Below are 21,557 nucleotides of genomic sequence, written 5' to 3'. Positions count from 1 at the left end.
GGCAGGCGTGTCAGATTCGGAGTGCGAGGCGGTGGCGGTTCGGGGACGCGGAGGGGCCGCGCTGCACGGAGCGAATTGATCGATTGGCCGATGGGCCGACGTAGGGGGTGAGCGTCCGTGCAGGATGCCTTTGTCGCTGCCGCATTCGCGGAGCAGACCTACACCGGTGGACCGATCGAGATATGCGGGGTGCTCAACCGGATGCCGCGAGCCCTCCTTGAGGGCGATGAGGCACAGGCCATCGACGTCTTGGACGCGGTGATCGACGAGCTCTACCGGGCAGGCGAGCTGAGCTGCCCCGGGCATCGGTGGCGGAGCGAACCGCGGCCCGACTCGATCCGCGGCAATTTGACAGCCGTGTACGAAGCGGGTCATGTCCGTTGCGACCCGCAGAACGGGCGATGGACGTTCGGGCGGTTCTCCTACTTCATGGCCATGCGAGACGCTCCGCGAGGACCCAACTACGGGCGTGGCGACGGTCTGATGCGCTTCCAGCGGAAGCACTGATCGCATCCGATACCAGCCCCCGCCATGACGAAGACGAGGATCACTCGTCTGCCTCGGCCCCCACAACGACGGATGCGGAAACCGCAGGCGCCCCGTCCTCCGTCGCCTCGTAGGACACGTCGACCGACAGAACGATGACGCGGACCCCGTGGATCCTGATCCGCTGCCCCACCGCCGGAGCGTTCAGGTAGCCCTCTGAGACGAACTCCGCGACCGTCGTTCCGCCTTCGGTGACGAACTCGATTCCGTGCCGAACTGGCCCATAGCGTTCGGTACTTCGAGCCAGATCCACGTCGAAAATCTGCTGGAGAGCAGGGGGCAGTCTCTCGACCATGCGGAGCCTCCTCAGAATCGGCTGACGGTGCGCTCTACTCCCGTCAGCTCGGAGCGTATGCCCGGACGAGGAGAGTGCCGAGCTTGCCGGCTGTGGGTGCCCCGATGATGCGCGCGTCGACGTCGATGAAACCGTGGCGCTTGAGGATGTCGGCCCAGGTGTCGGGGTGGTACTGCCAGCGGAGAACGGTCAGTTCGCGCTCGCGCCCTTCGAGCCATTTGCCGTGCATCTGCTGGGGCCCGTGGACGTCTGCTGAGGGTTCGGCTTGCGAGAACGCGAAGACGCCGCCCGGGGTCAGAGCTTTGAGGACGTGCGGGAAGAGATCGTCGGGGTCGGTGAACCAGACGGCTCCCCACACGGAGTAGATGGCATCCCACCGGGACGGTGTTGTGGACAAGTAGTCGCAGGCCTCTCCGTGGTGGAAGTCCAGCCGTGGGGTGTTGTGCCACAGCGCGCGGGCGCGATCGACCTGCACGGGCGAGAAGTCGATGCCGGTGACGACCGTCCCCTGGAAGGCGAGGTGGGCAGCTTCTTTCCCTTCGGCCGGCCCCAGCTCCAGTGCAGTGCGGGGTCGGCCGAGAATCTCCGCGCCGGGGCCGTGGCCGTCGTACTGGGTCCAATCGAACCGGCCGATAGCCGGGGCCAGCTGCTCACCGTCGCCCTTGTGCGGCTTGTATTTGTCCCAGTACTCGGGCCTGGTCAGGGGCGCGTGGGGCATGGAGCTCCTCGGGAGGATCGTGCGACGGGTGTCGGCGAGCTCGACACGCTATCGACGCGACCCTCCACGGCACCGGTGATTGTCCCGAAGTCACCCGGTTGTGGACGCAGAAGAGTCCGAGAGCGCCCATGGCACTCTCGGACCCGACGGGTTGTGATCAGCGATCAGTGGCAGTTCGCCCCCGGTGAGCAGGGGCCGCACTTGCCGTAGTCCCGCTCCCACAGCTTCCAGTCGACGTCGAAGCCGGCGTCGGCGATGATCTGCGCGGTCCGCTCCACGCTGCCGTCGTACTTGAACGCGATCTCCGGGATGTGTTCCAGGAACTTCCCGTCGAAGTGCAGGTGGCAGAACTCGCGGTAGTTGCGGGTGTCGAGGATGAAGGCGTGGACGGCCAGGTCGACGAGGCGGCCGCAGCACATTTCCAGGCCTTGGCCCCACTTCTCCATCGCGACGACGAGGTAGGAGACGGCGGCGCCGAAGAGCCGGTTGGCCATGATCTCGTCGACGGGGTTGTCGCGCATGAGCAGCTCGATCTCCCGGTCCCAGACGTCGCGCTTCACGTACGACCGCGGGTCGCGGACAGCGGTTTCCACTGCGGTGGTGGTCATGGCGTTCCTCCGTGGTGTCGGGCCTCGCTTCGGGCGGGGCTGCACCTCCAGAGAACCGCTCCCTTGCACCAGTTGGTGATCGGTCGTCGGAGGCCGCAAGGGGTTTGCATCATCTGCAAGAACCGTCGACCGGGTGTCAACGGGTGCCTACATTGGTAGATCCCCGGTCGGGTGAGGAGGCGTGATGCTCGTCGATCCGCTGTGGAACTCGCTGCGCGTGCGCGCGCTGGTCGAGGCGCGCGACTCTGGCGGCCTGGTGCGAGTCGGCCGTGAGCACCGGGGGTGGACGCAGACTGACCTGGCCATGCGTCTGGGGTACTCCGCCTCGACCGTCTGCCGGCTGGAGAAGGCGCGCCGGGTAAGGGATCTGACGGTCTTACAGGCAGCGGCCGGTGAGGTGGGTGTTCCTGAGCCGGTCTTGTCCGCGTCACTGGGACTGAGTGGCCGTCAGAGCACTAACATGGCGCCGCCGGAAGGTCCACGAACCGAGGAGGACCCGTTGCGCCGCCGCACCCTGCTGGCTGCTGCCGGTCTCGTAGCCCCCGCCCAGCTCCTCGTCCCCCTCGACGACGCGCTCGCGAGCATGCCCGACCCGAGCGGCTCCCCCGTGCCTCTGGATGCCCGTATCGCGAGGGCCCGCGCCAACTTCGACGCCGGTCAGCACGCCGCGCTGTTGAAGGCGCTGCCGGCGCTCCTGGGCGACGCCCAGCACGCGGCCCGCTCCCGCGACGATCTGGCGTACGCCCGCCTCTCCTCCTGCTACAGCCTCACCACCGAGGTCCTCCTGAAGCTGGGCCGCTACGAGCGCGCACGCCTCGCCGCGGACCGGGCCGCCGTGTACGCCGACGTGTCCGGATCCCCGCTCGCCGCAGCTGCAGCCGCGCGCGAACTGAGCATGGTGCTGCGCCACCAGGACCAGCCTGCCGCCGCGCAACGTCACATTCTGGACGCCGTCGCCCGTATCGAAGCAACCGGCCTGAAGACCGACGCGCAGGCGTCGGCGTACGCGCAGATGCTCTGCACGACCGCGTACACCGCGGCCGTCGCACACGACCGCGCGCAGGCCCTCGACTTGATCCGCGACGCCACCCGAGCCGCCCGCGACCTCCCCGACCACCCACCAGCAGGCCGACTCTTTCCGGTCACCCCGGCCTCCGTGACCCTGTACTCCGTCGGCGTGCACTGGGCACTCGGCGATGCCGGCTCCGCACTGGAGGCAGGCCGCGCCCTGCAAGCGGGGCAGTTCCCGACCGCCGAGCGCAAGGGCCGCATGCACACCGACCTCGCACGCTCCTGGTGGCAGCTCGGCAAGCCGGAGCAGACCACGGCCGCGCTGCTCGCGGCAGTGCGGGTCTCCCCGAGCGAAGTCCGCGACCGACCAGCGATCCGGGGCATCGTGAGCAAACTGCGCACACAGCACCCACGGACTCCGGGCGTGCAAAATCTGGTCGATGCTGTGGGGTTCGACGCCGCCTGAGGAACTGCCCGTGCGCCCGGCGGTGGCATCGGCTTCGGTGTTGGGCACCGCCGGACATCCGTCCAGGATGGCAGGCCGCACTGACGCCTCAGAGTTGATGATGCTCCCCCGAGCGAGGGGGCTGCCCCGCTGACGGGACGCGAGACTCGTGTGACGCAGCCACGAGCCATCAGCTAGGCCAACCTGCAGCAGAGGGCTGATGCCTTGACTGGCTGGCGCACGACAACGGAGTGGCCCGAACCATTGACTTCTTGTCGCCGGTCAGAGTCACTCCGTCGTCGTCCACCGAATGCGATTTCCAAATTACTTGGCCAGCCTCAAGGAGGCTTCGCAATTGACGGTCTGCGTGTACTTACGCGAACCCTGCTGGTAGTCGAACTTGCATCCGTGAAAGTTGGCATTCATCGGGCCGGTGATTTTCACGTGAGCGACGTAATATGTCTCGCTCGCACTCTTTCCGGGAACCTGAATGACTTCATCGAGATGGTTCTTCAACTTGTCAAAATCAGGCATCCCGGAGTCGCCGCGGCGCGTAAGGAGCGCCAGCCCGTCTGTCTCTTCGAGTGTGTACGCGCCGTAGCCCACCAGCTTGGCCCCTTGCGGGACATTAAGGAACTTCGCGCCAGTCACCTCAAGCGGCTGGGAGGATTTGTTACTCGGAACGGGGAGAGCAACCCAAAAATCCTCGCCGATCACCGCGTCATCGACTCCAACCAATGAATCGGACTGTATTCCGCCGTCCAGGAGGTCGCCTTGAGCGCGCTCGGCAGGCGTTGGGTCGTGCGAGCACCCGATCAAAGCTCCGGCGGCGATTGCCACAAGAAGAGACATTCTTGAAGCGGATCTCCCCGCTACCACGACATCATCAATTTAGGACGGCGGCCCGCCCCGAATCCATCGCTGAGGCCCCAGATGTCGTGCGCCTGAGGCTTGTTGCCTGCTGAGATGCGCTGCCGGTGATCAGTGTCGAGCTGGGTCGACGCGCCCAAACTGAGACCGTAGACAGAGGCAGCACCACCCCACTTGGCGCTCCTACCGGCTGCCACCTGCATGTATCCGCCCCGCGGGAGCTTGGCACGATATTTGGGATTGGATTTCTGGAACGCCTTGTACCCGTCCTTGTACTTGACGTCCTTCCCGTACTTTCCGGTGTAGCCGCCCGGCGGGACGTCGTAACCGCCAGGAACAATTTTCTGCCAGGAACTGCGCGCTACACCACCGCAGTAGTAGGTGCTCTTCATTTTGTTGTACCTGACTGGGACCTTCCACTGCTTGCCGAAGTACGGTCCTTTGTTCGTGAACCCGGACGACATTCCTGTGCTGGACCCAACCGACTTTGTCCCGCTGATCTTCCAGTTCGATCCGTACGACACTGCGGTGTCGATGACAGTGGCCATCTTGCTGTCGTAGTCGAAGCTCGCGAAAGTATCATAGTGGGCGTGTGCCTCACCGACCGTCGTATAGGCAATCCTGGAGGAGATCTTCCTCGTCACGGTTTCACAGGTTCCCGAGCCGTAGGGCGTTACCTTCAGTGCACTCGTGTCAACACCGTTGACCAGATACGGATTAAAGTCAGTCGCGAGATGGCTTCTATCACTCTGCCAGGAGGCGGCTATGGAACCGTCATCGACCGGATTCTTCTCAGTCTCTGCGGCGAACGTATTCGCAGTCATCGCGTCTGTCGGTTCCGAGGGTGCTGCCGTCGGGTCTTCGGCAGGGATCAACGCAGTGGTGTGGGCATCGGTATCGGCTGCGATGGCTGCCGCGAACGCCGTCGGCTCTCCCGTGGAGGGCTGGTCGGGTGCCGCGACCGTGTCATCGATGCCAACAACCGCGACACCGGATGATGTCGTACCCGCGGTCATCGCAGTGACATTGAGCGCGCCGCCGTTCTCGTCAACAATCGCCTGCACCGCAGCGGGCAGAGTATCCGGCACCGTCAGCGACCAAGTACCGTCCGCCGCCGTCGTAGCACTGCCCAGAATGGGCTCGCTCTCCCCGTCACCGGCTACATCAGTGGCCTGAACCGTGACCGGCATACCAGAGGCCGGCTGGCCGTTTCCAAGGGTGAACTTCCCAGAGACCTTGCGGGGCCCCGTAGGAATGGGATCCGGCGTCGAATCCACAGGAGGGGCCGGCTCGACAGCCGAGTCGTCCGGAGCTGTTCCTGAGTACGGCTTAGCGTCCCCTGCATCCGCTAGGCAGTCGGCGGTGTCGGCGTGGATCTGGCCGTAGATCCCGACTCTGAGGTCGTCGTTGGCGAGTGCCAGCGCGGTGTCGCCGGTGTAGCTCTTGACCTCGCCGGCGTAGTCGGTGAGCCCGCTGTGGGTCCGCACGGCGCCGGGGCCCGGGCTCCACGCCTGCTTGGCGCCGGTCAACCCGCTCGCCACGACTAGGGGAGCGCCAAGGGACGGGTTGACCGTCTGGTTGGGTGGGAGCCCTGCGATCTGTTCGGAGTACTTGCTCGCGGTGATCTGGCCGCCCTTGAGGGCGAAAACCTGATCGCCGGCCGTCCAGACGTCGTCCGCGTCCTTCATTGCGACGGCCGCAGCATTGTCCGCGGGGATCTTGCTCGTCGTCGGGGTGATGGCACCGGCTGCGGTGGCGGGATCCGCCACCTTGTAGACAGCGATTTCACCCGCTGCGTTCTGGCCGTAGATTCTCGCGCCCGCAGCCCACACGTGCGTGAAACTCAGCCAGCCGGTCCCGTAGGTCTTTGCGGATGTGAGTAGGGCACCGCCCGTGGCTGTCATGTCCTTGTAGGACTGGAGCTTGCCCGCTTCGGTGATCTCGTAGATCGTGCCGCTGCCAGCGGTGAAGATGCTGCTCTTCCCCGGGAGAGTTGCCGTCAGCTCAGTGTCGACAAGGGTGCCACTGGCGTCGGTGCTTTTCGGGTTCCAGTCGATGTACTTGCGCAAGGTGCGTGGCTTGGCAGGGTCCACGAATGCCGGACCGGCAGGGCCTTCGAGGACGTAGGTCGCGACGTTGGATGTGCATTGGTCCGAGACGACAGCGCTGGGCGCGGCGGCGGGCGCGTTCGCCGCCGCGAGCTGTGGTGCAACGACTGCTCCCGCGAGCAGTGCTGTTGTGCAGAGGCCGACGCTTACGCGTCTGGCTTGGCTTCTTCGTGCACGGTTGGTCATGTGCTTCCCCCCACGGAAGTCTCAACGGAAAGCAGATCTTGCCCGCCGTAGGGGTCGAATCTAAGCATGATCAATAAATGGCATGGGCATGATGACCGAAAGAAATCGGTCGAGCGGCGAAGGGCTCGACTCTGCTTGGGTCGCGCATGTCCGTCTTGTGGGTGATTTGCTGATCATCAATTGAGGTGGGCGGTGATTGGTTCCGCCGAAATGAGATCCCTGCGATATGCAAGCGATGCAATTCTGTGATGACGTCCGATCGAAATGGCATGCCCTGTTCAAGGGGGGCCTGTTGTTTGGGCTAGCGCACGGGTTCTAGCCCCTCGGGCTACGCGTCGACGCCGCAGGATGCGATGTGAATCCCCCCGGAGAACCTGAAAAACTGGCCGCCAGTGCGCCAGGAAGTCCAATCCGCGAGGAATACTTGGCGGCGCGACCCGCTGGCTCTCAATGGGAACGGTGAGCGAGCGGGTCGCGCCGCTCCAGGTGGCGGCCCTGGCCGCGAAGCTGCTGTCCCCAGCGTCCAGCGATGCCGAAAAGCTCAAGCTGTACGCCCTGCACAAACACGCACGCCGTACGTGTCAGCGGGAAGCGTTAGGCGCTGACTTGGGATGGTGTTTGGCTTGGAGCTCGTAACAGGGTCATGAACGGGCCCTCTTGAGGCGGCGCCAGCAAATCAGATTGCAGACCAACGAGACGAAGGCGTAGTGGAGTTCGAGGCGTCGATGCCAAGCGAGACGCACCGCTGGTGAACATCCCCAAGTAAGCGCTCCATGACCATCCCCGTGGTCACCAGAGGCTGGCGAGCGTAACCAAGAGGCTGCGCTGCTTCGGCACTTACGGTCTAGCCATCTCCAAGTTCAGCAGCATTTGGCACTCACTCGCGGCGACTGCGAAATTGTGGCGGCCTTGCGCGCTCAGCCTCATGATCCGATCCGATCGTGCCCCTACGACCATCTAATACATCGGACTCCCGCTGCGCCAGTTGGGAGGAGCGGATTCGGCCCGCGACTCCATCTCGGAACTAGCTTTGTTGGACAGCGACTTGCAGGGTGTTCTTGCTGTCCGGGTTGAGAATCTTGGCGATCGGAATCTGCAACGTCGGGAGATCCTCGGGCCCAACTCCCTTGGGCGGGAACTGATCGGCCGAATCGCTGCGTATGACGCCCAGGTAGCGGAGGCCCTGCGCCCAGCCGATGAGGAACGGCACCCAAAGCATGCTCGCCCGGGGCGAGTTGGTGTAGGCGGTGGGCTCGACCAGGACGAGCCATACGGTGACCATCTGGACGAGGAACATCTGGAACCACCGTCGTGCTGCTCGGCGTTCACGGATCAGGGCTCCTGGGTGTGGCAGTGGACGGCGTGCTGTTGCCCGGAGGTGAGGAACCACGGGACGCAGCAGGCGGAGTTGAGTGAGATCGCGGCGTCGGTCTCCGCGAGTTCCGAGACGAGCCGGCTGATCGTGCGGGCGTCCTCGCGCGCTCGCTTCGCGGTATCGCTCAGGTGCCATGCGGTTTCGGCGCAGACCACAGCGCAGGCGAAGAACGCGGCCACCAGCGGCAAGATGGCGAAGGCGAGTGCCAGCAGGCTCAGGCAGCACAGGGCCGCGCTCATGAGTAGGAGGGCGGCTTGGCGGGCGCGGGTCGCGTTCATCGGCGCACGCAAACGGGGCTGGTCCAGTGGCCCATGAGCACGCTGACGGCGAGGGCGACGTCCAGGACGTACAGGGCGAGGATGACGTACTCACCGATCATGGGGAGACCTCGGCTGCGCGCCACTCGGCTGCCCGGCGGCGGAGTTCGGCCGCCAGCTCCAGTTCCACGGCGCAGTTCTGACAGTCGGACGGCCACTGAGCGGCCACCTCGGCGGCTGCCCGCCACTCGGCGGCCCGGTCGGTGCGAGCGGGGAGGACGGCCAACACGGCGTCGGCCTGGTGCTCGACGATGACGGCCCAAGGTCCCTCACCGAGCGGGTCACGCAACGACCGGACGAGGAGGCCGCGAAGGTTGGTGTCGGCGGGCGCGGCCACCGCGCCGGCTGCGGGCATGTCGCGGACGGGGATGATCAGTGCGATCGCCGCCCGGAGGTCCGCCACGAGCTGGGCACGCTCGGTGGTGGGCATGTCGGCGTTGACTGTGAGGTGGAGGCGGGCCTCGGGCGGCTCGCCGTTCCAGCCGAGGTCGATGACGTCAGCGCCGGTGTGTGCAGGTGGCACCGCGCCGGCGGCAGCCAGCGGCTCGTATCGGTTGGTGAACTCCTCGTCGTCCAGCACCCCGAACCAGCCGCCCTCGCCGCGCACCACCCAGTCGCCGACAACCAGGTCGAACGGGGCTTTGTAGTCGGTTTCCTGGAACGTCGCGTTGGAGTTGGGGGCGCTGCTGCGGTCTGCGGCATTGGTCGCGGTGAACCTGTCGCCTGCGAATGCGGCGAGCTCCGTGGTGTTCGTGCCGGACCATTGAATGGCTTCGACTTCGACGACGCGGGCACGGAATCGGGGGACGGCCATCACGCGGCCCCGGCGATCTGCTGGAGGAGGTACAGCATCCGATGGGCGTCCCCTGGGGGGACGGGCGGGATGGTGTGGGTGGTGCGTGGGTCGAGGTCGCCCCGCCACTGCAGGGAGAGGTGCCACAGGTCGTGGACGGCGGCGTATCCGGTGGGGAACGGGCCGGGGATCTCGTTTCGGTAGAACACCTCGTGCAGTGCCTTCAACGGGCGGTCCACGCTCCATAGGAGGAGGTGCCGGTCGGTGAGGACTTCGCGGATGGTTGTGGCGGCCTCGCCGGGCCAGATCGCGGCGTTGGGTACGTCTTGGGTGCGCGGGCCGCCGAGGCGCACGGTGAGGTCGAGGAGGGTGTGCCCGTTGGTGTCGAGGCACGTGATCGTCGACGACGTCGGTGGGCGCTTGTAGCCGCCCTGGGTGACGCCGCGGTTGGGGGTGTGGGCGTGGACGATGGTGGTGCGCGGGTCGTCGAGGAGGTCCCTGGCGCTGGTGCGGGCCAGGGAGCGGGCGGTCGCGGCCAGGCGTTGGGCGGTCTGGATGCGGTCGATGTGTGCACAGGCCCGGCACAGACGTACGCCCTCGGCCGGCGTGCTGGGGTCGGTGGTGGGGAGGTTGGTGTGGGCGCCGCACTGTGTGCACCGGTAGCGGTGGGGGTGCTGGCGGTTCGCAGCGTTCTTCAGCTGGCGAATGGTGGCTGAGCTCGGTGTGGACTCGGCGATGAGGTGGAGGTCGATGACGGTTTTCCGGCCGATGCCGTCGACTCCTCGCACGGTGGCCGCGACGGGACCTGGGCTCCGGGGGTGGTGGAGTTCGGCAAGTTGGGTCTTGGTCATGTATGTGCCCGGAGGGACCTGTGACCAGTCGTCGTATGCAGGCGGGGTCGGTGTGGTCATCGTGTCTCCGGGTGGTGGGGTCGGCGGGTGAGGCCGAGGACGATGGCGGAGGTGCAGGGCCAGGCGACCGGTGCGTGGGACCAGGTGCTGTGCGGGTGGGTGCGGGTGCTGCAGCCGCGCGCGCAGATCCGGCCGAGGCCGCGGCCGTCCGTGATGCCGAGCACGGGCCGGTGTCCGAAGTCGCTGCCGGAGGGTTGGGGCAGGTAGCGCATGGCGGCCGCCGGCCAGCACGACAGGCAAGGGGTCTTGCCCTGGGATGCAGCGTGCTTCCAGTCGACGGTCTCGGCAGCGTGCATGCGGGGCATCCGGCGCGTGCCGGGCCATTCGTGGTCCCAGAAGTCGTTGAGCATGCGGCCAGCGGAGAACGCGTGGCAGTCGCTGGTCTGGTGGTAGCGGGCGCCGCCCTCGGTGATGTGGACGAGGTTCTGGTTCACGCGGGGCGGTCTTCGATGGCGAAGCTGATGACGATGGTGTTGCCGACGGCATGAAACTTGATCTTGTTGCCGGGGATCAGACCGTTCTCCGGGGTTCCGGTGAGCTCGCGGTACGTCAACTGGGCCGCAGCCCAGGCCTCTCCGACGTCAGCGGACGGGGCGCCGGTCGCCCCGGTATCGATTGGCCAGTCGTAACGCTGACCGGTGTACGGGGTGATCGTCGGCTGGATGGGCACGGTGAGCTCCTGGGCGGTTGTGGTGGTGGTGAGTTGGGCGAGGTGCGACAGCGGATATACAGCCGTGGTCAACGGACGGGGTGGTCGTCGCGGCGGTGGGTGGGAACGCCCGCGGCGTCGGCGAGGGCACCGCATTGAGGTGTGCCGTGGGCCAGGTGGTCTGCAGTCGTCAGGCAGTCGTGGCGCCGGCACTGCTGCGTGAACACCAGGCATTCGGCGACCGCGTCACGCTCGACGGTCTGCGCGGCGCAGGGAGCCTCGGCGAAGTCCCCCTCCGGGCTGGGATGAGGTTCTGTGAGGACGTAGAGGACGCCGATGGCGCGCATGGCCAATGCCCATCTGGTTGCGATGAATCCGGCGCCGGTGGCCCTGCAGCAGGTGACGATCAATGCGCTGCCTGCGAGCTGTGCGTCGGCCAACGAGCGCGCGAGCTCGCGGTGGACGAGGTGCTCGTCGTCCCACTTCGGGGAGCCGGTGACGAGCACCCTGTACGGCCTCACCGGGCGTCCTGCACCGGGAGCCACTGCATGACAGTGACCGGGCGCTGCTCGACCGCAACTGCGGGCACCGTCTGTCCGTGCTGGTGGAAGGGTTCGATGCCCTCCTGGTTCTCCGTGGAACCAGCCTCGTACTCGACGGAGTACGCGATGCCGTCGTCGGGCGCACGGAAGATCAGGCGGTGCACTTCAGTCCACCGCCTGGCGCCGATGATTTCGTCGGCGAGTTCGGTGGCGCAGTTGGCGCCGCCCAGTTCGGACGGGACACCGATCGCGTCGAGCTGCTCACGGGTGAAGTGCCGGATAGGCATGGTGGTCTCCGGTGCGGGGAGGGCGAGTTGGTCTGATGAGGGCGGCCGTCGGTGTCCGGGTCGCGGGTGGTGCTTGGCGTGGCAGACGGGCCCGATGCCGGTTGCGCGGGAGATCGGGTCGGTGAGGGGCCGCCCGCACATGCCGCAGCCGATGTCGACCGGCGGCGCGACGTCTGCGGGGTACAGGTCAGACATGCGCGGCCGCCCGTGACTTCGCCCGGTTGTGGCGTTTGCACGCTTCGCAGTACGCGCGGCCGTCTGTCTCGAGCCGGCCGTGCTCGGCCTGGTCGTGCCCGTGGAGGCATGCCTCGGGGCGTTCCGGGCGACCCGTGAGGTGTCGCAGGGCTTCGCGGACCTGCATACGCGCCGCCGTGTCATTCACGTGGGCCGGTGCAACGCACTGGTGGTAGCCACATTCGGCGTACGCGTAGCCCTCGGGCTCGCGGCTGGTACGGATGCGGAATGCGATGGCGGCTGCGGTGTGTGCCTTGCCGCGGTACGTCATGACGGGTGTGCCGCTTGTGCTCTGTCTCGGGCCGTCCCAGTGCAGGTGTCCGCCGTCGACCTCGCGGGTGTTGGCCTGCCACTTCTCGTTGAGGGTGAGCGGCTGGGCTTGCACGGCGGGGACCTGGTAGATCCGTCGCAGGTTCGCAACGCGGGTCTTGCAGCAGCGGAGTTCGTGGGAGATCCGGTTGTTGCTGAGGCCCTGCTCCAGGAGGTCGTGGATCTGCTGGTTGGTGGCGTTGCGGTTCATGCGTGGGGCCTGGCGGTGGTGCAGGTGACGAGTTGCTCGGCGAGGAGGTGTGCTCGGTGGCGCTCTGCGGCGGCCTCCTTACGCCAGCGGTCGGCGCCGAGGCGCGCACTGCGGAGGCGCTTGTTCTGCTGTTCGTAGGCGCGGCGTCCGACGGGCTGGTGGGTCTCGTGCCAGGTGGCGATGATGTGCAGCGCCCGATCGTGCTGGGTGGGGGTGATGCCGGCGAGGGCGGCGCTGGCGATCTGTTCGCGGAGGACGTCGCCGATGCCGGATCCCCAGAGGGACCAGTCGAGGAGCGACCAGAGTTCGTCGGTGCGGTCGACGGGGTGTGGGCTGGTGGTGAGGTGTTCCGTCAGGCGGGCCTCGGCGGCGCGGAGCCTGCGGGTGGTGGTGAGTCCGAGCACGGTGCGGCACTCCTAGAAATTCAGGGGGTGCCGGGGTGGGCCCACAAGGCTGGGCCCCAAGACCGGTCGTACAAAGAGGTCAACGACGTTGAGGGCGTTGCGTCGCGCAGTCGGCGGCCCGTGTTTCTGTTCCAGAACTGGGATTCAGGGCAACTATCTGGCCGTGAGCGGTCGTCCTACCGGTATGACGACCCCGAGTCCCGCACCCTCCCCGGCTCTGCCTGGCTGGCCGCACTGCAGCCACGGAGCTTCCCCATCAGAGCCGGTCGGCTGCTGGGGCATCCAATTGCCCGGGCATAGCAGGTGCCTGACCCATCTGACCGATACCGACCGCACGACCTATCTGATGGGTCTGAGCTCCGGTGTTGACATCGACTACCGCGGCACCGCGTTCACGCCTTCCCTCCTAGCGGAGCTCCTCCAAGCACTCTGCGACCCCACAACCGGGCGCCCTCGCATCGGCGAGGCCCGGTTCATATCAGCAACCTTCGAGGGCGAGGCTCAGTTCGGGTGGGCGACCTTCGAGGGCGAGGCCACGTTCGAGTCGGCCATTTTCAACGGCTGCGCCCGGTTCTGGTCGGCGACTTTCAAGGGGAATGCAGACTTCGAGGCAGCATCGTTCATGGGTGACGCCGTATTCGTGGAGGCGACCTTCAAGGCTGGCGTCTGGTTTAAGGCGGCGCACTTTGAAGAGAGCGCCAAGTTTGAGTCGGCGGTATTCGAGGGCGATGCTTGGTTCGAGTTGGCGACGTTTAAGGAAGATTCCACCTTCGCGTCTTCGGTCTTCAGGAGCGAGGCTAGGTTCGAGACCTCGACCTTTGAGAACGTAAGTTTCCAGACTGTGTCCTTCGAGGGCGATTCTCGGTTCGAGGTAGCGATATTCCATGGCGACGCCGATTTCAGGACGGCGATGTTCAAGGATGAAGCGCAGTTTGATAGGGCGAACTTCAAGGGCCTGGCGTGGTTTCAGTCGGCGGCCTTTGCAGGCTCCGTCAGTTTCACGTCGACAACTTTTTGGGGCGGCGCCAGTTTTGGGTCGGCGGCTTTCGCAGATGACGCCGTGTTCGTGTCGGCACATTTCAGAGGGGAAGCCAGGTTTGGGGAGGCTGGCTTCGAGGGCGTCTGGTTTGTCAGGACGATCTTCGCGGGCGATGTCAATTTCGCAAGGGCAACCTTCAAACGCAAAGCTGACTTCGAGTCCGCTCGCTTCGAACGTGAAGTCGGGTTTGTCCTTGTGGATTTCGAACGCAACGCGAACTTCGAAGCGGCCACCTTCGAGCGGGCTTCGACGATCGGGCCGCTGTCGTGCGCTGGAACAGTGACGTTGTCTGGCGCGGTGTTCGGTACCCCAGTCACCATCTTGATAGCTGCGGAGCATCTTGAGTTCCTGAGGACGCGCTGGTCATCGACAGCAGAGGTGCGTCTGCGGTACGCCACAGTGGACTTCGCATACGCCGTCGTTGAGTTTCCCCTGACGATTTCCGCGCAACCGGACCCGTTCGCAACCGCCGACGGCGTGGTGCTTCCGGAGACGTATCTCGTCGGACTGAGATCGCCCGAGGTGCTGCTGTTGTCGCTTCGTGGGGTGGACGCGGCCCATCTGGTGGTTGCCGATGTCGACCTTTCCTCCTGCAAGTTGGTCGGAACCGTGCATTTGGACCAGATACGACTGGAAGGCGTGTGTTCCTTCGATACGACTCCCACTGGGACTCGGTGGGTGCGATTCACTCGGCGTCGCGTCCTGGCCGAGGAGCATCATTGGCGTGGGCGACCAGGGGCGCAACGCGGTTGGCACCCCGCGACGTCTGCTGGCAGCCTTGCGCGCCCGGCACAGTTGGCGCCGGTGTACAGGGCTCTACGCAAAGCGTTCGAAGATGGCAAGGACGAGCCGGGCGCAGCGGACTTCTACTACGGCGAGATGGAAATGCGCCGCAACGACCCATCGGGCACGGTCGCGACCGAACGTGCGCTGCTGTGGTGGTACTGGCTGCTGTCCGGCTACGGATTGCGCGCATCCCGGGCCCTGTGCTGGCTGGGCGTCGCCATGCTCGCCACGATCGTTCTGCTTATGGGCCTTGGGCTCCCAAGGGATTCTCCAAAGCAGGAGGCGACCGGCACCGTACCTCGCGGCGGTGGCAGGGTCACCTTCGAGATCGACAAGGCAGATCCAAAGAACCCGACTGGAGACAGGTTCACGGGTGAACGGTTCGAGAAGGCCTTGAACGTCACTCTGAATTCGGTGGTTTTCCGTTCCTCAGACCAGGACTTGACCACCTCCGGCACGTATATCGAGATGGGTTCACGCCTGACAGAGCCGATTCTGCTCGGACTGGCAGTCCTGGCGGTCCGCAACCGCGTCAAGCGCTGATCCGCTGTACCGAAGACTCAGCAAGTCGGGATTTCCAGCGCCTAATCGAGCGAGTGGTCACCGGGGTGGGCCCATCGATGGGCCCCAAGACCGGTGCGGTGGGTGTCAGCTGGTGACGGATCGCAAGCCCTGATGGCCTGCGGGTGCGGGGAGTTGGTCGAGAGCATCGCCGATGTGGTCGGCGATCTGGCGCCAGCGTTCGGCGAGTTGCGGGGTGGTGGAGTCTCGCGCGGCGGCGGCAACGAGGAGTGCCTCGACGATCTCGGAGGCGTCGCGCGCACCGCCGGGGAGGCGGAGGATCGCGGCCATCAGGTGCAGCTCCTGCGCCCGTGTAGGGGGCGTAGCCCGTGCCGGGTAGCCCTGGCATGGCCTTGGCACCCCGGATCGGGTGCCTTCTGGGCGGTCGGCGCGGGAACGATCGTGACGCCTACGCCCGGATCGTGGCAGGCGGTGAGTAATGCCACTGTGGTCAGGGCGGCTGCGAGGTAGCAGAGACCACTGTGTTCGTGGCGCGGCCGGTTGCGGCTCATGGCGTGGATCTCCGGGGCTAGAAAGGGGGCTCGGTGCTGTAGCCCTGGGCGGCGCGGGCGTTGTCGACGGCCCACGGGTCGTCCTGTGGAGGCTGCTGCGGACGGGAGCGCTGCGCCTGCCCCTGTTGGCCCTGCGGAGGGCGCTGTGCGCCTCCCTGGCCGCCGTTCCCGTTGGCGGCGGCCTTGGTCACCACCGCCGTCGCGAACGTCAGGCTGGGGCCGATGGAACGGATCAACAGGCCCGTCCGCTCGTGCTTCTGCCCGTCCTTCTCCCAGGACTCCGTACGCACTTCACCGGAGACCAGAACCTCCATGCCCTTCGCGAGCGTCTCGGCGACGTGCTCACCCAGCCCCTCCCAGGCGGAGCCCCGGACGTAGAACACATCCGCGTCCTCCCACTGCTGGGTCTGCTGGTTGAGCCGACGCGAGTTGAACGCCAGCGAGACGGAGCAGACCGCCTTCCCGGATGGGGTGAAGCGCAGCTCTGGGTCCGCGGTGAGGCGGCCGACGCCGTGGATCGTGGGCAACATGTGGATCTCCATTTCGGTTCAGGCCGACGAGTGCCGGCCGCAGGTCAGTTGGTGCGATGGGTCCTCGGCCGGAAGGTGATCCCGGCCTCGACGAGGAGGGCGTAGACGAACCCGTACGAGCGCTCGGTGTCGGCCGCCAGAGTCCGGATCGACGCGCCAGCCCGGTACCGCTCGGCCAGCCGCTCACGAAGATCCACGCGGGCATCACCCCGCAGCGCCGCAGTCACCGCGGCCTCCCGTTGATCAGCCGCGCCACCGCAAGCGCATGAGCCACGGCCACTTCCGCAGCCTCCAGAACGGCGAGTTGCGCCACGGCGGCCGCCGAATCCGACAGCCACTTCGCGATCACCGCCCCAACCCCGGGGTGCAGCAGCGCGATGTAGTCCGCATTCGCCCCGTTGTCCATGGGCTCCTCGACCACGTACGTCGGGAGGACGTCATCGCGCTCGGGCCCGGCATGCACCAGGCGGTCACCGTGGTTCATCGACAGCCACGGCGGTGGCGTCAGCTCCGGGTCCTCCAGGCGCGCGTACAGCACCCCCGCAGCAGCCCTCAACTCCACCGCGAGACCCGCCGAATCCGGGGTGCCTTCGACAGGGCGGACGGTGAGGTCCGGGCGCGGCTGAGCCGGAGGCTGCGGTGCAGTAGCGAGGCGGGCCTGGGAGCTGCAACGGGTGATGGTTTGCGCGGCGGCCGTGGCGTTCGCGGCGGCTTCTGCGGCGGTGATGCCGAGGTTCATCGGTTCTTCCTCCTGCGGTGGTCGTCGAGTCGGGTGACTCCGGTGGGGAGTTGGTTGGGGATCTGGGGTTGTGGGTGGCGGGCGGGGCATGTCGCGATGTGGGGCATGTGGAGGCGTTCCCAGCCGTTCAGGGGGAGGTCGGCGGAGGGGCGGCGGGATCGGGTGGTTCCGGTGCCGTCGCGCCAGACGGCCGTGTTCCCGTTCGGGGCTGGGGTGGGATCCACGGCAAGGGATCGGCCGGCTTCGGTGCGGGTCCAGCGGATCGGGCGTCGGCAGTCAAGGCAGGCTGGTGGGGCCATGTCGGGTCCTGGGTGGCGGTGTGGGCGCGCTGTGCGGCAGCGTCGCGGTCGGGGTGCGGGGCGGGGAGCTCCTGCTGTTCGGGTGTGGTGCAGGGGTGGCTGGGTGCGGCGGCGCACACCGGGCAGACCGTGGTGGCGATCACCCACTCGCGGCGTCGGGTCTCGTGCGTTCCGGCGCGGATGGCGCGCTTTCCGCGCTGGTCGGTGCAGCGTTCGCCGGCGGCCGCGCGGCACCAGGAGCAGCGGATGGATTGCTGCGGGAAGAGGTTCACGGGGCGGCTCCGAGGAGCGCGGGGCCGACGCCGAACCATGGCGGGGTGAGCGTTGTCGGTCGCTGTCCGGAGAGGTGGCCAGCGGCGAGGATCACGCGGCGGATCGCGTCGCGTCGCTCATCTGGGGCGCGGACTCCGGAGGCGACGTCGGCGAGGATCGGGCGGAGCGGGTAGGCGTCCGTACGGATCCGGCCGCGGTGGTGGCTTTCGACGTGGCGGTCGGTGATGTGGAGCCAGTCGGTCGCGTCGAGGGGCTCGGCAATGGCCAGGAGGTCGACGCGGTCGCCGAGGATTGTGCCGCCGTCGGTCCAGGCGTAGCGGATGCGTACGCCGCCGTCCGGCTGGGCCATGGTGATCCACAGGAACGTCTCGCGTGGGAGGCCGGCGGCGATGCTGTGGACGAGGGCGTCTTCCAGGGGCTGTGGGTCGCCGGTGGGCGTGAGCAGCAGGGGCTGTTGGGGTGTGGTGGTCGTCATCGGGTGGTCCTCGGGGTTTCGGGTGGTCGGGTTCATCGCCGGCAGGGCGGTCATGCGGACATCCGCCTTAGATCGGGGCCGTCCATGGCCACGACGGTGGTCATCTGGGACAGGCGGGAGGTGATCCGTCCGCCGACTTTGTCCGTGAGGTCGGGGCCGTTGGGGTCCTTGGCGGGGAGGTTGCTGGTGATGATCAGCGGGCGGCACTCGACGTAGCGGGTGTTCAGGAGCCGGTATGTGGCTTCCTCGGTGAAGTCGCTGATCTTTTCCGTGCCGAGGTCATCGAGGAGCAGCAATGGGACGCGGGCGAGGTTCTTGAGCTCGAACTCGGCGCCTCGGTCGCTCCCGCCGGGGCGAAGCAGGGCGTACATGTCCGGGGCCGTGAGCGCGATGGCCTGGAACTGGTCGGGGGCTGTCTCTGCGATCCGGCGAAGTGCGCCGTACGCCTGGTGGGTCTTGCCTGTACCGAATGGGCCGGTCAGGAAGAGGAATCCGGCTTTCCGAGGGTCCTGTGCGACGCGGTCGGCCCAGGCCGTGACCTCTGGGTGGGTGGCTGTGGCCTGTTGGTAGAGGTAAGGCGTGGCGGTTTCCCAGCGCTTCAACGCGAAGGCGACCCGTTGGCGGTGGTGGTATTCGGGGTGGCCCGGCATCTCTGGCGATGGGGCGTCGTCGGTGGGGCCCGCGGTGATGTGGCCGAGGCCGCGTGCCTCGAGGAGTTGCTGGAAGCGGCGTAGGACTTCTCCGCCGGCGACGGGCTGAGGCTCTGGCATGGTCAGAATCCGTTCCGGTAGGCGGAGTGGTCCGGTGTGGGTTCGAAGGGCTGGTGCCTGCCGGAGGAGCGGGGCGGCGTCGGCGGCGGGGTTCCTGCAGCGGGCTGCGGCGCGAGTTCGGCCCATCCGGAGATGAAGTACTTCGCGGACTCGACGTCGGTGCGGCGGGAGACCTTGACGGCGTGGTCGACCATCGCGGGGACGCCGGTCTTTGCGATCAGGGCGAGGAGGGGGAACCACTGGTTGCCCTTGAAGGGCCAGCGGACGTTGATGTTGGCCGCTCGGAGGGCGTCGACGAGAGGTCGGGCTTGGGTGGGGATGCCGTAGGAGAGATCGGCGGGCTCGTCGGGCGTCTCTTGCTTGCTAGCTGAGGGATCTGAGGGGCTTGAGGGGAAGGGGTCCGAGGTTCCCGGACCCTTTCGAATTGGTTCCCGGACCCTTTCGAAGTCGTTCCCGGACCCTTTCTCGGCGATTGGGTCCGGGGTTTCCGGACCCTTTGGGGGCGATTGGGTCCGGGGTTCCCGGACCCTTTCGGGGTCGTTCCCGGACCCTTTCTCGTCGATTGGGTCCGAGGTTCCCGGACCCTTTACGGGAGCGAGAGCAGCGATTCGGTACACGGCGCGGTGCCCACGGTGACCCGATGACACGGTCTCGAGGACGCCCTTACTGCGGAGCGCCTTCAGGACCTCGTACCGGCTTGAGCGGGCGGACAGGCGCATCCGGTGGGCGATTGTCGGGTCATCCTCGATGCCCGGCCAGCACTCCCGCGTGGCCTCGTTGGCGTTCTCCGCCAGCACGCCCAGGGCCCAGCGCTCACGCCAAGTCAGGTCATCGGGCGCGTGGTCGAGCACCTCAACGATCAGACGGATTCCCACTGGTTCTCTTCTCTCGGGCGGTGCTGTGTCAGCGCGCTGGTTGCGACGGTGGCCGTGTGGGGCCTGGCCGTAACTCCGCGTTCTCCGCCGTCCGTTGTGGGGCGTTTCGTTGTGCCACCGCGGTCTGCGCGGCCCGGTAGGTGTGAGCAGCTGCTCGCCGCTTGCCGGAGGCGATGGCGCGGGCGTCGACGAGCGCTGATGCGGACTGCGGTGACGCGGTGGTCCAGGCGCTCGCCGGCCACCCTGGGCCGACCGGCGATTCTGGCTTTCCGGCCAGGGCTGCGGGGGTGTGGTCGGGGCAGCGGAGGCCGCTCATGTACGGGCGGATGGCGTCGGCCGCCTGGCAGTACTGGCCTGCTGAGCCGTCCCAATGCCTGCACAGAGGCTGCGCATTGGTGCCCACGGAGCCTCCTTTGCCGCTAGTCGGGGTGTGGGGTGGGCGCGGCCGCCGGAGATGTACGGCCGCGCCCGTGTGGGATCTCAGAAGCTGGCGGCCTGGCGGATCGGGGCGCCGTTCAGCACGGGAACCGTGACGATGGCGGCGATGGCCGTCCGGACGTCGTCGAAGGCCTGGGCGAGGATGTCCTCGGGGCGCTCGATCTTGATCCCGAGCGTGAGGCCGTTCTGGGACAGCCGGTATCGGAACCGGGCGGTGGCCTCGAACGGATCGGCGCCTTCGAAGGGGCGGAGCCCGAGCTTCAGGATTGTGGGGATGACGATGTCGCCGCGACTACCGGCGGTCGCCTGTACGTCCTCGACGTACGACAGGGTTCGCTGGCCGCTGGACAGCTTGGTCCCGGACTTGAAGTCGGCCTTGGTGGTGGCCTGGAAGGACTCGGCGATCTCCAGCATGGTCGCCTGGTCCGGTTCGACGAGGTCGCCGAAGTTGTCCTCCAGGAACTCGGCGAAGGCATCCTGCTTGAGGTAGGTGCCGTCGATCTTGGTCCAGGCTTCCCAGGCGGTGGTGGTCCGGAGGCGGAGCTCAAGGCGGTGTTTGCCCCAACGAGGGTCGTTGGCGGTGTGGGCGTCGAGGACCGCCGTGATGGTGCGCTCCTGGACGTCCGCGTAGACCTCGGTCGAGTCGTCGGCGTGCTTGGTGAAGTAGGCGAGCCAGCTGTCGACGTCACGGACCACGGTGGTGCCGAGCTTCCCTTTGGGAGCGTCGCGGTACTGCTCCCCGGTGAGGTCGATCTGCTGGACTGTGCCGGAGTGGGTGACGAGGGCGTAGACGTGGCCGGTTTCCAGCTGTGCGGGTTGGCCCGCGCGCATGGCGATGTCGATGACGGCTTCGAGGCCGCCGGGGTTCGATGCGAGCGTGGTTTCGTATCGGGAGGTCGTCACTTGGCGCTCCGGAGCATGGTCGGGGTGATGGGCTCGGTGGCCTCGCGGAGGCCGGTGATAACGGGCTGTCGCGGGTCGGTCCGGGACAAATTGCCGTCGTCCGCGAGGAAGAAGATCGACTTCGGGCGCTCTGTCTTCGGGGTCTTGGCGGTGACGGAGTCGGTGACCGTGACGGTCCGCCCGTCGGTCCCCGAGATCGGCTTGATGTCGAGCTTCAAGGCGATGGATCCGCCCTTGCCGGTCTCCTGGACGGCCTGCAGAAGGTCGTGGAGCTGCTGAGAGAGCTCGGCGTGCAACTGGCCGCCGGCCTGGTCCTGGAGGAAGGCGGCGAAGGGGCGGATCACCTGCTCGTCGCGCTGGTCCTCGGTGGTGGGGTTCTCGGGCATGGAGCCGACCTTTCGGGTGCGTCGGGGTGGTGGGGGGGGGGGGGGGGGGGGGGGGGGGCGCGGGGGGGGGGGGGGGGGTTTTTGTTGGAGAGCGGGAAGAGGGGGTAGGGGTGGCCGGGGCCCGCGGCGCGGTGGGAAGGGAGGGACGGGCG

General features: G+C 67.0%; 27 protein-coding genes. 3 read left to right on the top strand and 24 right to left on the bottom strand.

The features are described 5' to 3' along the window. Positions 1–117: 117 nt before the first annotated feature. Positions 118–507 (top strand): hypothetical protein, encoded by a 390-nt coding sequence (locus tag AB0H78_RS02680; protein WP_363232382.1) that lies wholly within the window; start codon positions 118–120, stop codon positions 505–507. Between the two features lie 40 nt (positions 508–547). Here AB0H78_RS02680 and AB0H78_RS02675 read toward each other — a convergent pair whose 3' ends face one another. From AB0H78_RS02675 to AB0H78_RS02665, 3 genes are all read right to left on the bottom strand, one after another. After that, the gene (locus AB0H78_RS02675) at positions 548–841 is read right to left on the bottom strand and encodes a hypothetical protein (protein WP_363232381.1); all 294 of its coding nucleotides are present in this window, start codon (positions 839–841) and stop codon (positions 548–550) included. A 43-nt stretch (positions 842–884) separates the two neighbouring features. Continuing rightward, the gene (locus tag AB0H78_RS02670) at positions 885–1,559 is read right to left on the bottom strand and encodes a class I SAM-dependent methyltransferase (RefSeq protein WP_363232380.1); all 675 of its coding nucleotides are present in this window, start codon (positions 1,557–1,559) and stop codon (positions 885–887) included. A 164-nt stretch (positions 1,560–1,723) separates the two neighbouring features. Further along, the gene (locus AB0H78_RS02665) at positions 1,724–2,167 is read right to left on the bottom strand and encodes a hypothetical protein (RefSeq protein WP_363232379.1); all 444 of its coding nucleotides are present in this window, start codon (positions 2,165–2,167) and stop codon (positions 1,724–1,726) included. Between the two features lie 184 nt (positions 2,168–2,351). Between AB0H78_RS02665 and AB0H78_RS02660 the strand changes: the two genes are divergently transcribed. Continuing rightward, entirely contained in the window at positions 2,352–3,644 is a 1,293-nt protein-coding gene (locus AB0H78_RS02660; RefSeq protein WP_363232378.1) for a helix-turn-helix transcriptional regulator, read from the top strand. A 303-nt stretch (positions 3,645–3,947) separates the two neighbouring features. On the opposite strand, the gene AB0H78_RS02655 is transcribed toward AB0H78_RS02660, so the two are convergent. From AB0H78_RS02655 to AB0H78_RS02600, 12 genes are all read right to left on the bottom strand, one after another. After that, positions 3,948–4,475 (bottom strand): hypothetical protein, encoded by a 528-nt coding sequence (locus AB0H78_RS02655; protein WP_363232377.1) that lies wholly within the window; start codon positions 4,473–4,475, stop codon positions 3,948–3,950. Positions 4,476–4,495: 20 nt separating this feature from the next. Then, positions 4,496–6,787: a hypothetical protein gene (locus tag AB0H78_RS02650; protein WP_363232376.1), complete on the bottom strand. Its 2,292-nt coding sequence runs from the start codon at positions 6,785–6,787 to the stop codon at positions 4,496–4,498. A gap of 1,024 nt (positions 6,788–7,811) precedes the next feature. Next, entirely contained in the window at positions 7,812–8,084 is a 273-nt protein-coding gene (locus AB0H78_RS02645; RefSeq protein WP_363232375.1) for a hypothetical protein, read from the bottom strand. Between the two features lie 35 nt (positions 8,085–8,119). Further along, entirely contained in the window at positions 8,120–8,440 is a 321-nt protein-coding gene (locus AB0H78_RS02640; RefSeq protein ID WP_363232374.1) for a hypothetical protein, read from the bottom strand. Between the two features lie 97 nt (positions 8,441–8,537). Next, a complete protein-coding gene (locus AB0H78_RS02635; RefSeq protein WP_363232373.1) occupies positions 8,538–9,293 on the bottom strand; it encodes a hypothetical protein in 756 nt (251 codons plus the stop codon). Further along, a complete protein-coding gene (locus AB0H78_RS02630) occupies positions 9,293–10,123 on the bottom strand; it encodes a hypothetical protein (RefSeq protein WP_363232372.1) in 831 nt (276 codons plus the stop codon). The genes AB0H78_RS02635 and AB0H78_RS02630 overlap by 1 nt, the downstream gene beginning before the upstream one ends. Positions 10,124–10,179: 56 nt before the next feature. Then, a complete protein-coding gene (locus tag AB0H78_RS02625; RefSeq protein ID WP_363232371.1) occupies positions 10,180–10,617 on the bottom strand; it encodes a hypothetical protein in 438 nt (145 codons plus the stop codon). Continuing rightward, on the bottom strand, positions 10,614–10,925 hold the full coding sequence (locus AB0H78_RS02620; protein ID WP_363232370.1) for a hypothetical protein: 312 nt from the start codon (positions 10,923–10,925) through the stop codon (positions 10,614–10,616). The genes AB0H78_RS02625 and AB0H78_RS02620 overlap by 4 nt, the downstream gene beginning before the upstream one ends. Continuing rightward, positions 10,922–11,353 carry an SLOG family protein gene (locus tag AB0H78_RS02615; RefSeq protein ID WP_363232369.1) on the bottom strand — a complete coding sequence of 144 codons (432 nt, stop codon included), beginning with the start codon at positions 11,351–11,353 and terminating at the stop codon, positions 10,922–10,924. The genes AB0H78_RS02620 and AB0H78_RS02615 overlap by 4 nt, the downstream gene beginning before the upstream one ends. Then, complete coding sequence (locus tag AB0H78_RS02610) at positions 11,350–11,856, bottom strand: DUF6011 domain-containing protein (RefSeq protein WP_363232368.1); 507 nt, start codon at positions 11,854–11,856, stop codon at positions 11,350–11,352. Before AB0H78_RS02610 ends, AB0H78_RS02615 begins: the two co-directional genes overlap by 4 nt. Beyond that, positions 11,849–12,415, bottom strand: coding sequence for a hypothetical protein (locus AB0H78_RS02605; protein ID WP_363232367.1), 567 nt, complete (start codon positions 12,413–12,415; stop codon positions 11,849–11,851). Before AB0H78_RS02605 ends, AB0H78_RS02610 begins: the two co-directional genes overlap by 8 nt. After that, entirely contained in the window at positions 12,412–12,819 is a 408-nt protein-coding gene (locus AB0H78_RS02600) for a hypothetical protein (protein ID WP_363232366.1), read from the bottom strand. Before AB0H78_RS02600 ends, AB0H78_RS02605 begins: the two co-directional genes overlap by 4 nt. A 346-nt stretch (positions 12,820–13,165) precedes the next feature. On the opposite strand from AB0H78_RS02600, the gene AB0H78_RS02595 reads away from it, so the two are divergent. Beyond that, complete coding sequence (locus AB0H78_RS02595) at positions 13,166–15,187, top strand: pentapeptide repeat-containing protein (RefSeq protein ID WP_363232365.1); 2,022 nt, start codon at positions 13,166–13,168, stop codon at positions 15,185–15,187. 105 nt (positions 15,188–15,292) lie between these two features. Here AB0H78_RS02595 and AB0H78_RS02590 read toward each other — a convergent pair whose 3' ends face one another. From AB0H78_RS02590 to AB0H78_RS02550, 9 genes are all read right to left on the bottom strand, one after another. Further along, positions 15,293–15,496: a hypothetical protein gene (locus AB0H78_RS02590; protein WP_363232364.1), complete on the bottom strand. Its 204-nt coding sequence runs from the start codon at positions 15,494–15,496 to the stop codon at positions 15,293–15,295. 238 nt (positions 15,497–15,734) lie between these two features. After that, positions 15,735–16,247 (bottom strand): single-stranded DNA-binding protein, encoded by a 513-nt coding sequence (gene ssb / locus AB0H78_RS02585; protein WP_363232363.1) that lies wholly within the window; start codon positions 16,245–16,247, stop codon positions 15,735–15,737. 44 nt (positions 16,248–16,291) lie between these two features. After that, complete coding sequence (locus AB0H78_RS02580; protein ID WP_363232362.1) at positions 16,292–16,474, bottom strand: helix-turn-helix domain-containing protein; 183 nt, start codon at positions 16,472–16,474, stop codon at positions 16,292–16,294. Continuing rightward, the gene (locus AB0H78_RS02575; protein ID WP_363232361.1) at positions 16,471–16,986 is read right to left on the bottom strand and encodes a hypothetical protein; all 516 of its coding nucleotides are present in this window, start codon (positions 16,984–16,986) and stop codon (positions 16,471–16,473) included. Before AB0H78_RS02575 ends, AB0H78_RS02580 begins: the two co-directional genes overlap by 4 nt. A gap of 567 nt (positions 16,987–17,553) precedes the next feature. Further along, on the bottom strand, positions 17,554–18,087 hold the full coding sequence (locus AB0H78_RS02570) for a hypothetical protein (RefSeq protein ID WP_363232360.1): 534 nt from the start codon (positions 18,085–18,087) through the stop codon (positions 17,554–17,556). Next, a complete protein-coding gene (locus tag AB0H78_RS02565) occupies positions 18,084–18,803 on the bottom strand; it encodes an ATP-binding protein (protein ID WP_363232359.1) in 720 nt (239 codons plus the stop codon). The genes AB0H78_RS02570 and AB0H78_RS02565 overlap by 4 nt, the downstream gene beginning before the upstream one ends. Positions 18,804–18,805: 2 nt before the next feature. Beyond that, positions 18,806–19,678, bottom strand: a complete 873-nt coding sequence (locus tag AB0H78_RS02560; RefSeq protein WP_363232358.1) for a hypothetical protein — start codon at positions 19,676–19,678, stop codon at positions 18,806–18,808. A 480-nt stretch (positions 19,679–20,158) separates the two neighbouring features. Continuing rightward, the gene (locus tag AB0H78_RS02555; protein ID WP_363232357.1) at positions 20,159–21,019 is read right to left on the bottom strand and encodes a DUF2303 family protein; all 861 of its coding nucleotides are present in this window, start codon (positions 21,017–21,019) and stop codon (positions 20,159–20,161) included. Next, positions 21,016–21,405: a hypothetical protein gene (locus tag AB0H78_RS02550; protein WP_363232356.1), complete on the bottom strand. Its 390-nt coding sequence runs from the start codon at positions 21,403–21,405 to the stop codon at positions 21,016–21,018. Before AB0H78_RS02550 ends, AB0H78_RS02555 begins: the two co-directional genes overlap by 4 nt. Positions 21,406–21,557 lie beyond the last annotated feature (152 nt).

It is taken from the genome of Streptomyces sp. NPDC050738 (assembly GCF_040654175.1).
In the GTDB taxonomy this organism is placed as follows: Bacteria; Actinomycetota; Actinomycetes; order Streptomycetales; family Streptomycetaceae; genus Streptomyces.
The sequence above is the reverse complement of the archived record's forward strand: the minus strand, read 5'-3'. Positions and strand labels throughout refer to the sequence as shown.

Coding starts and splice junctions, on each gene's coding strand:
- AB0H78_RS02675 (WP_363232381.1), bottom strand. CDS start 841: ATGGTCGAGAGACTGCCCCCTGCTCTCCAGCAGATTTTCGACGTGGAT.
- AB0H78_RS02670 (WP_363232380.1), bottom strand. CDS start 1,559: ATGCCCCACGCGCCCCTGACCAGGCCCGAGTACTGGGACAAATACAAG.
- AB0H78_RS02665 (WP_363232379.1), bottom strand. CDS start 2,167: ATGACCACCACCGCAGTGGAAACCGCTGTCCGCGACCCGCGGTCGTAC.
- AB0H78_RS02660 (WP_363232378.1), top strand. CDS start 2,352: ATGCTCGTCGATCCGCTGTGGAACTCGCTGCGCGTGCGCGCGCTGGTC.
- AB0H78_RS02655 (WP_363232377.1), bottom strand. CDS start 4,475: ATGTCTCTTCTTGTGGCAATCGCCGCCGGAGCTTTGATCGGGTGCTCG.
- AB0H78_RS02650 (WP_363232376.1), bottom strand. CDS start 6,787: ATGACCAACCGTGCACGAAGAAGCCAAGCCAGACGCGTAAGCGTCGGC.
- AB0H78_RS02645 (WP_363232375.1), bottom strand. CDS start 8,084: ATGTTCCTCGTCCAGATGGTCACCGTATGGCTCGTCCTGGTCGAGCCC.
- AB0H78_RS02640 (WP_363232374.1), bottom strand. CDS start 8,440: ATGAACGCGACCCGCGCCCGCCAAGCCGCCCTCCTACTCATGAGCGCG.
- AB0H78_RS02635 (WP_363232373.1), bottom strand. CDS start 9,293: ATGGCCGTCCCCCGATTCCGTGCCCGCGTCGTCGAAGTCGAAGCCATT.
- AB0H78_RS02630 (WP_363232372.1), bottom strand. CDS start 10,123: ATGACCAAGACCCAACTTGCCGAACTCCACCACCCCCGGAGCCCAGGT.
- AB0H78_RS02610 (WP_363232368.1), bottom strand. CDS start 11,856: ATGTCTGACCTGTACCCCGCAGACGTCGCGCCGCCGGTCGACATCGGC.
- AB0H78_RS02605 (WP_363232367.1), bottom strand. CDS start 12,415: ATGAACCGCAACGCCACCAACCAGCAGATCCACGACCTCCTGGAGCAG.
- AB0H78_RS02595 (WP_363232365.1), top strand. CDS start 13,166: ATGGGTCTGAGCTCCGGTGTTGACATCGACTACCGCGGCACCGCGTTC.
- AB0H78_RS02590 (WP_363232364.1), bottom strand. CDS start 15,496: ATGGCCGCGATCCTCCGCCTCCCCGGCGGTGCGCGCGACGCCTCCGAG.
- ssb (WP_363232363.1), bottom strand. CDS start 16,247: ATGTTGCCCACGATCCACGGCGTCGGCCGCCTCACCGCGGACCCAGAG.
- AB0H78_RS02575 (WP_363232361.1), bottom strand. CDS start 16,986: ATGAACCTCGGCATCACCGCCGCAGAAGCCGCCGCGAACGCCACGGCC.
- AB0H78_RS02570 (WP_363232360.1), bottom strand. CDS start 18,087: ATGACCGCCCTGCCGGCGATGAACCCGACCACCCGAAACCCCGAGGAC.
- AB0H78_RS02565 (WP_363232359.1), bottom strand. CDS start 18,803: ATGCCAGAGCCTCAGCCCGTCGCCGGCGGAGAAGTCCTACGCCGCTTC.
- AB0H78_RS02550 (WP_363232356.1), bottom strand. CDS start 21,405: ATGCCCGAGAACCCCACCACCGAGGACCAGCGCGACGAGCAGGTGATC.